Origin of the sequence: Actinomadura sp. NPDC048032 (genome assembly GCF_040653175.1) — a bacterium.
GTDB lineage: Bacteria > Actinomycetota > Actinomycetes > Streptosporangiales > Streptosporangiaceae > Spirillospora > Spirillospora verrucosospora.
This window is the reverse complement of record NZ_JBEZJP010000314.1, coordinates 1-9926: the sequence shown is the minus strand read 5'-3', so window position 1 is coordinate 9926 and position 9926 is coordinate 1. Positions and strand designations below refer to the sequence as shown.

The window sequence follows — 9926 nt, the reverse complement described above, 5'->3', positions numbered from 1 at the left end:
GTCGTGCTCGCGTATCGGCGCGAGCACGCCGTCCGCCAGGGTGCGCAGGGCGGCCGCGTTCTGCGTCCCGAGCAGGAGCCGGTGGGGGCCGAGCTCGGCGAAGGTCCGGACGGCGGGCCCGGCGCCGCCCCGCCGCAGGGTGCGGCAGACCTCGCGCGACCTGATGAGCGGTTCGCGCAGCCCCGCCGGCCCCCGGGCGGTCCCGCCGAGGCCCACGACGGCGCGGTGGCCGGGGAAGCGCTCCCCCACGGCGGCGGCGAGGCGCTCGGCGAGGGGCGCCGCCTCCCGCTCGCCGTGCCGCCACGACAGGACCGCCACCACGTCCTGCGACCCGGCCGCCACGACGACCGGGACGCCGGCGGAGACGAAGAACTCGCCGACCACCTCCGCGAGTCCGGGCAGGGTGGCCTCCGCGCCCGCGAACGCCGTCGTCCACACCGCGAGCGGCCCCTCCGGGTCGACGCCGAACGCGCGCAGCCGGCCGGGGACCTCGGCGTCGCGGCTGCCCCCCGACAGCACCATCTCCAGCAGCTCGCTGGCGAACCGCAGCTCGATCGCCTGCACGGCCTGCTGCTTGGCGACCTCCAGGCTGAGGAAGCGCGCCGCCTGGTCCAGCGCGTCCTGCTCGGCGCGCGTCAGCTCGCTCACCGGGCGCAGGCAGATCAGCGCCGCGTCGACGTCGCCGACCGCGCCGACCAGGTACAGCGCGGCCCGTCCGGCGGCGCCGAGGTCGAGCTCCAGGGGCGGCGGACGCCGGGTCAGCCCCGTGGCGACCGCGTGGAGCTGGGCGGCGTCCAGCTCCGTCCCCGCCGAGGCCAGCAGGCGGCCCATCCGGTCCACGACCGCGAGCGGCAGCTCGTGGTCGCGGCGCAGCACCCGCAGGACGCCGGACGCGCCCGCGCCCCGCGAGATCGCCGTGGCCAGCGCGTCCCCCCGGCGCACCATGCCGACCAGCGCGCCCTGCCGCTCCTCGCTGTAGCGGGTGGCGACGGCCTCGGAGATCGCGGTGAACGGCACCGCCGCCGCGATCTCCAGCAGGGGCACGCCCGCGTCGCGGCAGGCGTCGACCAGGTCCCGCGGGGTGGCGGGGCGCTCCGGGCGCAGGCCGAAGACGATGCCGGCCGCGCGGGCCCGCCGGACGTTGGCGACGAACCCGGAGGCCGCGATCCGGTCGTCCCACAGGCCGTTGGTCAGCACCAGCTCGCGCCGCCGCACGTAGCCCGAGGGGTCCGGCAGCTCGGTGTTGTGGACCCAGGCGACCGGCTCCTCCAGGGCACCATCCGGGCCCGGAACCAGGACCCTGAGGCCCAGCGACTCGTCTTCCAGCAGGGACGCCAGCGTGAACACCCTGTAAATCTATCCATCCTCTGAGTTCGACGATAGAGGTTTCTCTACTTCTGGCCGAGACGGCGCGGTGCTTTGGTGTGCTGTACGTCACGGACGGAGGAACCCATGTCCAGCAACGAATCCGCATACCGAGGCCCGGCAGCCGAACCGGTTCGCTTGGAAGATCAGGTCCGCTTCGACGAACACGGCATCGAGCCCATCCCGGCCTCCGCCCGCGACTCCACGCCGTGGCAGCAGTTCTGGATCTGGTGCGGGGCCAACATCGCGCCGATCAACTGGGTGCTCGGCGCGCTGGGCGTCACGCTCGGCCTGAGCCTGGTGGAGACCCTGGTGGTCGTCACCCTCGGCAACCTGGTGGGCTGCGCGGTCTTCGGGCTGTTCAACGTGATCGGCCACCGCACCGGCGTCAACCAGATGGTCCTCGGGCGCGGGCCGTTCGGCCGGCGCGGCGCCCTCGTCCCCGGCCTGGTGCAGGGGCTGCTGACCATGGGCTGGGTCGGCGTCAACACCTGGGTGGTGCTGGACCTGGTGATCGAGATCCTCGCCCAGGCGGGGGTGCACGGCGGCACAGGGCTGCGCTACCTGGTGGCCGGGCTCATCATGGGCGCCCAGCTCCTCCTGGCCCTCTACGGGTTCTACGCGATCCGCACGTTCGAGAAGTACACCGTCCCGGCCACGGTCCTGGTGATGGTGGTCATGACCGGGCTGGCCCTCGCGCAGGCCGACCTCCACTGGACGGCCTCCACCGCGACCACCGCGGGCGACAAGTTCACAGCCGTGACCCAGCTGCTCACCGCCATCGGCATCGGCTGGGGCATCAGCTGGCTGCCCTACTCCGCCGACTACAGCCGCTTCGTCCGCCCCGCGGCCTCGGACCGGTCGGTGTTCTGGTCCACCGCGCTCGGGATGTACGTCCCCACCGTGTGGCTGGCCGCACTCGGCGCCTGCCTCGCCAGCGCGGGCGACGGGGGCGACCCCTCCAGCCTCGTGACGGGCGCGTTCGGGGTGATGGCCGTGCCCGTCCTGCTGCTGATCATGCACGGGCCCGTGGCGACCAACATCCTGAACCTGTACTCGTGCTCGCTCGCCGCGCTGTCGGTCGGCATCCGGGTCGCCCGGTGGAAGGTGACGCTGGTGGCCGGGACGGTGGCGTCCCTGGTGCTGGTGGTGTTCGTGCACGCCGACAGCTTCGCCCAGGCGTTCGACCACTGGATGGCGTCCATCCTGGTGTGGATCAGCCCGTGGGCGGCGATCGTCCTGGTGGACTTCTTCGTCCTGCGGCGCGGCCGCATCGACGTGTCCGCCCTCTACCGGGACGGCGGCGCGAACGTCCGGGCCCTGGTCAGCCTGGCGCTCGGCCTGCTGGCGGCATGGGCGTGGCAGTTCGGCACGGTGCCCGCCCTGCAGGGCCCGATCGCACGGACGCTGGGGAACACCGACTTCTCATGGCTCTCGGGCGCCCTGGTCGCGGGCGGGCTGCACTACGCCCTGGCGCGCCGAGCCCACCGGAAGGCCGCCCCGATCGGGACGGCCGCCTGACGGGAGTTCCGCGCCCTCCACGGTGAGCTGCCGGCGCCACGGCGCCGGCGGCTCACCGTGCGCGTCCGCCCGGATGCGGACCGCCGGGCTCGACGCATCCTCAACGGGCCAACCATGTCTCCTGCACGACAGGTCGGCGCATGGCGGCCCCCCTCCACTGGGAATGGTGCAGGCGCCCTCGCTCGTCGAAATTTCGCTCGCCCGACTCTGAAATCGAACATATGATCGAGTGAGCGAGACGCGCAGGGACCGGCCCGGGGCGCCCGCCGGGCCGGTCGGACCTTCGACGTAAGGCGGACATGCCGATGGCCTTCTCCTCCGAGGTGCTCCCAGCCGCCGTCCAAGCGATCAGCAGCGCCCCCTCCCGCCAGCACCCCGTCGTCATGATCACTTGCGCCCCGGACGGGCGGCCCCGGGTCTGCGTGCCCGACTGGGGAGAGCTCCGCGTCCTCGACGACCGGCGCCTGCGCGTGGCGGTCTGGCCGTCCGACCCCACCGCGGCCGACCTGGACCGCGGCACGCCCGTCCTGTTGATCGTCACCGCCCTGTCCGAGGTCTACCTGGTCCACGCCACGCCCGGCCGCCTGGAGAACGCCGCCATGGTGTGGGCCCACTACGAGCTCACGATCACCTCGGCGCGCCTCGCCGACCGGGGCACCGCGCCGCCCCTGCCCCGGGACGCCGAGGACGCCACGGAGTACCTGACCCAACGCCCCCCGAGGCGGGCCAGAACCCACCACCGCCACCCCGGCCAGCGCTCTCCCTGGGCCCGCCCGCCGGAACCCGAGGGAAAGGCAGACCACCGCCACACCGAACGCGCCCACCCCTGACCGGACGGGAGCCGGCGGCCGCGGCACCCCACCGCGGCCGGATCAGGTGAGGTTGGAGGGGCGGGATTCCCAGTAGGGGGCGCGGAGTTGGCGTTTCAGGGTCTTGCCTGAGGGGTTGCGGGGGATCTCCGCGAGCCGGTCGAAGCCTCTGGGGGTCTTGTAGGCGGCCAGGTGCTCCCGGCAGAAGTCGCGGAGCTCGTCGTCCGTGGCGGCGGCGTCCGGTGCCGGGACGATGGCGGCGTGGACGGACTCGCCCCATTCGTCGGACGGGACGCCGAACACGGCCGCGTCGGCCACCGCCGGGTGGGCGGTGAGGACGGCCTCGATCTCGGCCGGGTAGATGTTCATCCCGCCCGAAATGATCATGTCGGTGCGGCGGTCGCAGATGTAGTAGAAGCCCTCCTCGTCGCGGTAGGCGATGTCGCCGACGGTCAGCCAGTCGCCGCGGCCGGCGTCCCGGAACTTGCCCTCCGCCTTGTAGTAGGCGTTGAAGGTGCCGGCGCCGCGCACGTAGAGGTCGCCGGGGACGCGCGGCTCCTCGACGGGGCTGCCGTCCTCGCCGAAGAGCGCGATCTCCACGCCGGGCGCGGCGCGGCCGCAGCTTCCGGGCTTGCGCATCTGGTCCTCGGGGCGCAGGACGGTGTCGACGCCGAGCTCGGTGGAGCCGTACACCTCGAACAGGGAGCCGTCGCCGATCCGGTCGACGTACCGGCGCTTGAGCTCGAACGGCCACGGGGCGGCGTTGGCGATGACCCGCCGCAGCGAGGAGAGGTCCCTGCGGCGGATCGCCTCCTCCGGCAGGTCCACCACGCGGCGGATCGGGGTCGGCGCGGAGAACGTGGTGGTCACCCGGTGCCGCTCGACGAGGTCCAGCCAGCGTTCGGGGTCGAAGTCGCGCATCACGACCACGGTCCCGCCCATGAGCTGGACGATCAGCATGAAGCTCATCGGGCCCGAGTGGTAGAGCGGGCCGGTGGTGAGGTAGACGTCGCCGGGCTCGAAGCCGATCTCGCCGACCAGCCCGAGGACCAGGGCCGGGTCGGGCTCGCCCCGCACGACGCCCTTCGGCCTGCCGGTCGTCCCGGAGGTGTAGAACATCGAGGTGCCGGCCGCGGGGTCGGCGCCGCGGGCGACGGGCTCGGTTCCCGGGCTCCGGTCGGCCAGGGCGTCGAGCGAGGACGCCCAGTCCGGCGGCGCGGAGCCCCAGGCGAGCCAGGCGCGGACGCCGGCCGCCAGGCCGCGGGCCGCTTCGAGCTGGGGGGCCTGCTCGGCGTCGAACACCACCAGCGCGGCGTCGGCGTTCTCGACGACGTAGGCGGTCTCCTCCGGCGTGAGGCGGTAGTTGAGCGGGACGCCGACGGCGCCGCACTTGCGCAGGGCCGAGATCAGCGCGACGACCTCGGTGCTGTTGCGGCCGCACCACACGACCTTGGTCCCGGCCCGGACGCCGTGCTCGACCAGCAGGTTGGCGTACCGGTTCACGAGGGTGTTGAACTCCGGGTAGGTCAGGCGCCGCTCGCCCTCGACGACCGCGATCTTCGAGGGGGCGGCGGCGGCAGTCGCCGCCAGCGGGTCTTCGGCGGGCATGGTGATCGACCTCCTGGGGGGTTCACATGGGCCGGTGCGCCAGGGCGCGCTCCAGCCGCTCCTGGGCGCGGGCCGCCTGCCGGGCGCGGTAGGCGATCGGCATGTACCGGACGGCGCGGGCTCGCCGCGGCGCTCCCGCCCGGCCGGCGGGCTCGCGGGCGTCCCCTCGGTCACCGTCATCGGCGCGACCTCCTCACGAAACGACTCCTGTAGCTAAACGCGAATAAGGAGTCGCTTACAAGTCGCGCCCCCACCGCTAGGCGCCGACCGCGGCGCGGAACCCCTCCCGCCAGCTCGCGTACCGCGGCTCCCAGCCGAGCTCCTTCTTCGCCTTCTCGTTCGAGACGCCCCGCGCGCTGGTCATCTGGGCCACGACGAACTCTCCGGCGAGCAGCCGCCCGAGCCACGCGGGCACCCGCAGCGGCGGCTTCGCGCCCGCCACCTCGGCGAGGTGGGGCAGCCACTCCGCGACGGGCGCGGGGTCGTCGTCGGCGACGTTGTACGCGCCCGGCTCGCCGCGTTCGATCGCCGCGAGCGTCGCGGACGCGGCGTCGGCGCAGTCGATGAACGACCAGACCCCGGCCCCGCCGCCGACCACCGGCATCTGCCGCTTCCGCACGAGCTCCACCATGGAGTCCGAAGCGCCCGGCCCGTAGAAGGTGCCGTAGCGCAGCACGATCCCCTCCGGCGCCTTGAGCCGCACGGTCTCGTCCACGTACCTGATCGCCGCCACCGTCCGCTCGGCCGACGGGACCGGCCGCGTCTCGACCGGGTCGTCCTCGGTCTTCACCGGGCCGCCGGATTGCCCGTAGAGGAAGTTGTGGCCCTGCGCGACGACCCGGCGGACGCCCGCGGCGTCCGCGGCCTCCAGCAGGTTGTCGGTGCCCCGCGTCCGCAGCTCGTTGGTCGCGGCGAACACCCGGTCGACCCTGCGCAGGCTCCGCATGTCCGCCAGCGCCGTCATCTGGTGGACGATCACGTCCGGCGCCGCGGCCCGCACCGCCGCGACCACGGCGTCGCGGTCCAGGCCGTCCAGGACCACCGGCTCGGCGCCCGTGCCGCGCAGGACCGCCGCCCTGGCGGGCGACCTCGTGGCGGCCGTGACCTGGTGGCCCGCCGCGATCAGCCCGGGGACGAGGTGGCGCCCCAGCGCTCCCGTCGCTCCGGTGACGAAGACTCGCATCCTCTTCTTCCTTCCCTGGAATGCCTCTCCCCTCAAGACGCCCCTCCCTCCGGGTCTGTGACATCCCGGCGCCGCCTTTCCGCGACGGGCCTGGGAGAACGCCGCGGGCGGCGGTCATGGTTGCGATCCTCCCCGCCGGGCAGGGCACGTCCGTGAGCACGAGCGCACTGATCGTCATCGACATGCTGAACCCGTACGAGCACGAGGACGCGGACGCGTTGATCGAGAGCGTGCAGGAGATGGTCGGCCCGCTGGGGCGCCTGCTGGACGACGCCAGGCGGCGCGACGACGTGCGCGTCCTGTACGTCAACGACAACTACGGCGACTTCTCGGCCGACCGGAGGGACCTCGTCGACCGCGCGTTGAAGGGGCGGCGGCCCGACCTGGTCGAGCCCGTCGTCCCGGAGCCCGGCTGCGGGTTCATGTCCAAGGTCAGGCACAGCGCCTTCTACGGCACCGCGCTGGAGTACCTGCTGTCCCGCGAGAAGGTGGAGCAGGTCGTCCTCACCGGCCAGGTCACCGAGCAGTGCGTCCTCTACAGCGCGCTGGACGCCTACGTCCGGCACTTCCAGCTCCGGGTGGTCCGGGACGCGGTGGCGCACATCGACGCCGGGCTCGGCGACGCCGCGCTGCGCATGATGGAGTCGAACATGCGCGCCGAGATCGTCACCGCCGACCGCTGCTTCTGAAAGCGGAGAACGCCCCGCCGGACGGGCGGGGCGTTCTCGTTTTCTAAACCGGTCAGCGCACGTCGACGAAGTCGTCGGCGGACTTCTGGCGGTCGAAGTTGCTCGTGCCGGGGAAGTAGGCGCGCCAGTAGCCGTCCCGCTTGGCCGTGAACGCCTTCTGGAACCGGCCGTCGCGGGCGGTCTTGGCCGACCCCATGTACGTCCAGGACGCGGAGCCCTGGGGACGGAAGTAGACGCGGATCGTCTTGCCCGGGTACACGGTGTATCCGGTGGCGAAGTCGTTGAGCCGCTTCAGGCGGCCGGACACGGCGATCGGGCGGCCCGCGCGCACGGGCTCGGGCGCGGCGTTGTAGCTCTGGATCGCCGTGTCGAACTTCTCGTACCAGTAGTCCTCGCGGCTTCCCAGTGCCTTGCCGCTCGCGTTGTAGGCGACGACCCGGACGCGCCAGCGTCCGAGGTCCTCCACGTGGCCGGGGCAGCCGACGGACCAGCCGACCTGGTCCTTGGCCAGGACCCGCTTGTAGACGCGGCCCGCGGGGACCCGCCCGTCGGGGTCGATCAGATAGGCCCTGGAGTAGGCGACCGAGGGACCCTGGGTGCCCCACACCCACACGTCCATGGCGCAGGACGCGTTGTAGTCGCCCTTGCCGACGGAGAGGCGCTTCGGCACCTCGACGCGGAACTGGAGCGACTCGGCTTCGGCGGCGGTCGCGCCGCCGGCGAGCACACCGGCGGCGACGGCCAGCGCGGCGGCGGCGGAAACGGTTCTGGGGGGCATCGACGCACCGTTCTGTCAGGGTTCGAGATTCGACGATCATGCCAGCGCTCTCCGCCGCCCACCAGCGGATCCGCGGGGGCGCGCGGCCGGACGGACTTTCCGGGGTCCGACCGGCCGGTTCGGTCCGGGAGCAGGGGTGGTCGGACGGGCGTCCGGGCGGGCCGCGATCGGTGTGCGCCAGGGTCTTGCGGGGCGGCGGGCGGGTGGTTACGGTGCATTCGAGTTTTATAGGAAAGTTTCCTATCAGATCGCGCGCGACCGACTCGGGGTTCGGGGGATTCCCGCTCGTCCACGTCTCCTACCCGGGAGTGACATTGCGAAGAAGAAGGCTTCTCCCCGGTTTCCTGCTCACCGCCCTCTGCTCCCTCCTGCTCGCCCTCCTCGTCCCCGTCCAGGCCGGCGCCGCCGCCTCGGTGACGGCCACCTTCGCCAAGGCCTCCGACTGGGGCTCGGGGTACGAGGGCAGGTTCACGATCAAGAACGGCACCGCCTCCGCCGTCACCGGCTGGAAGGTGGAGTTCGACCTGCCGTCCGGCTCGTCGGTCGGGACCTACTGGGACGCGCTGCTCACCAAGTCCGGGCAGCACGCCGCGTTCGCCAACCGCGAGTACAACGGGAGCGTCGCCGCCGGCGCCAGCGTCACGTTCGGCTTCATCGTCAACGGGGCCGGGGCGCCGCAGAACTGCACGGTCAACGGCGCCTCCTGCACGGGCGGCGACACGCCTCCGCCCGGCACCCCCTCCGCCCCCGGGACGCCGACCGTGACCGCCAGGACCGACACTTCGCTGACGCTGTCGTGGCAGGCCTCGTCCGGCACGGTCACCGGCTACCGCGTCTACGAGGGCACGGCGGTCAGGGCCACCGCGACCGGGACCGGCGCCACCGTCGGCGGGCTGACCGCCTGCTCGGACCACACCTACACGGTGAAGGCGTACAACACCGCCGGCGAGTCGGCGGCGAGCGGCCCGGTCACGGCCACCACGACCGGCTGCACGGAGCCGCCGCCCGCGAGCCGCCGCGCCGCGCCCTACCTGTACATGGGCTGGGGCGACCCGCCGAGCCCCTCCACCGTCATGAACGCCACCGGGATCAAGTGGTTCACGATGGCGTTCATCCTGTCCAGCGGCGGATGCAACCCCGGCTGGGACGGGCAGCGCCCGCTCAAGGGCGGCGTGGACGAGCAGGCGATCTCGCAGATTCGCGCGGCCGGCGGCGACGTGCTGCCCTCCGTCGGCGGCTGGTCGGGCAACAAGCTCGGCCCGAACTGCTCCACGCCCGAGGCGCTGGCCGGCGCGTACCAGAAGGTCATCGACGCCTACGGGCTCAAGGCCATCGACATCGACATCGAGAACAGCGACGAGTTCGAGAACGCCGCCGTGCAGGACCGCGTCCTCGGCGCCCTGAAGATCCTCAAGCAGAACAACCCGGGTCTGCAGACGATCCTGACGTTCGGCACGACCACCACCGGGCCGAACTACTGGGGCAAGCGGCTCATCGACCAGGCCGCGGCGCTGCAGGCGAACGTGGACGTCTTTACGATCATGCCGTTCGACTTCGGCGGCGGCGCGGACATGTACGGCAGCACCGTCAACGCGTCCGAGGGCCTGAAGACGGCGCTGAAGTCGGCGTTCGGGTGGTCGGACGCCACCGCCTACTCGCACATGGGGATCTCCGGCATGAACGGCCTGTCCGACCAGCAGGAGCTCACCTCGACCGCCACCTGGACGAAGATCCGCGACTGGGCGAAGTCCAAGGGCCTGGCCAGGCTGGCGTTCTGGTCGGTCAACCGGGACCGGCCCTGCCCGGGCGGCGGCGTCGCCGAGAACTGCAGCGGCACCGACCAGCAGCCCTGGGAGTTCACCAAGATCACGGCCGGTTTACACCAGGCGCGGGTTGCGGGCCAGGCAGTCGTCCGGGCCGATGCCGAGGCGCTCGGTGACGCCGGGGCGGAACCCTTCGAGCAGGACGTCGGA

Annotated in this window: 7 protein-coding genes and 2 pseudogenes; 4 read left to right on the top strand and 5 right to left on the bottom strand. The window is 72.8% G+C overall.

Annotated features, from left to right (window positions below):
- Positions 1 to 1347 (bottom strand): PucR family transcriptional regulator ligand-binding domain-containing protein (locus tag AB0C69_RS30570; RefSeq protein WP_360358526.1); only part of this gene is annotated, 1347 nt, incomplete at its 3' end.
- A gap of 156 nt (positions 1348 to 1503) precedes the next feature.
- Between AB0C69_RS30570 and AB0C69_RS30565 the strand changes: the two genes are divergently transcribed.
- Positions 1504 to 2886, top strand: a complete 1383-nt coding sequence (locus AB0C69_RS30565) for a cytosine permease (RefSeq protein ID WP_345179465.1) — start codon at positions 1504 to 1506, stop codon at positions 2884 to 2886.
- Positions 2887 to 3191: 305 nt separating this feature from the next.
- Complete coding sequence (locus tag AB0C69_RS30560; protein ID WP_360358525.1) at positions 3192 to 3716, top strand: hypothetical protein; 525 nt, start codon at positions 3192 to 3194, stop codon at positions 3714 to 3716.
- A 42-nt stretch (positions 3717 to 3758) separates the two neighbouring features.
- On the opposite strand, the gene AB0C69_RS30555 is transcribed toward AB0C69_RS30560, so the two are convergent.
- Together AB0C69_RS30555 and AB0C69_RS30550 are read right to left on the bottom strand one after the other, a co-directional pair.
- Entirely contained in the window at positions 3759 to 5303 is a 1545-nt protein-coding gene (locus AB0C69_RS30555) for an AMP-binding protein (RefSeq protein WP_360358524.1), read from the bottom strand.
- A 256-nt stretch (positions 5304 to 5559) separates the two neighbouring features.
- Positions 5560 to 6486: an NAD(P)-dependent oxidoreductase gene (locus AB0C69_RS30550; protein ID WP_360358523.1), complete on the bottom strand. Its 927-nt coding sequence runs from the start codon at positions 6484 to 6486 to the stop codon at positions 5560 to 5562.
- A gap of 152 nt (positions 6487 to 6638) precedes the next feature.
- Here AB0C69_RS30550 and AB0C69_RS30545 point away from each other — a divergent pair, with 152 nt between their 5' ends.
- Entirely contained in the window at positions 6639 to 7175 is a 537-nt protein-coding gene (locus AB0C69_RS30545; RefSeq protein WP_360358522.1) for an isochorismatase family cysteine hydrolase, read from the top strand.
- Positions 7176 to 7227: 52 nt separating this feature from the next.
- Here the strand turns inward: AB0C69_RS30545 and AB0C69_RS30540 are convergent, their stop codons facing one another.
- A complete protein-coding gene (locus AB0C69_RS30540; RefSeq protein ID WP_360358521.1) occupies positions 7228 to 7953 on the bottom strand; it encodes a hypothetical protein in 726 nt (241 codons plus the stop codon).
- 38 nt (positions 7954 to 7991) lie between these two features.
- Between AB0C69_RS30540 and AB0C69_RS30535 the strand changes: the two are divergent.
- Positions 7992 to 9521: pseudogene (locus tag AB0C69_RS30535) on the top strand (cellulose binding domain-containing protein); the annotation flags it as partial.
- A 312-nt stretch (positions 9522 to 9833) separates the two neighbouring features.
- Here AB0C69_RS30535 and AB0C69_RS30530 read toward each other — a convergent pair.
- Positions 9834 to 9926, bottom strand: a pseudogene (locus tag AB0C69_RS30530) (CoA transferase); the annotation flags it as partial.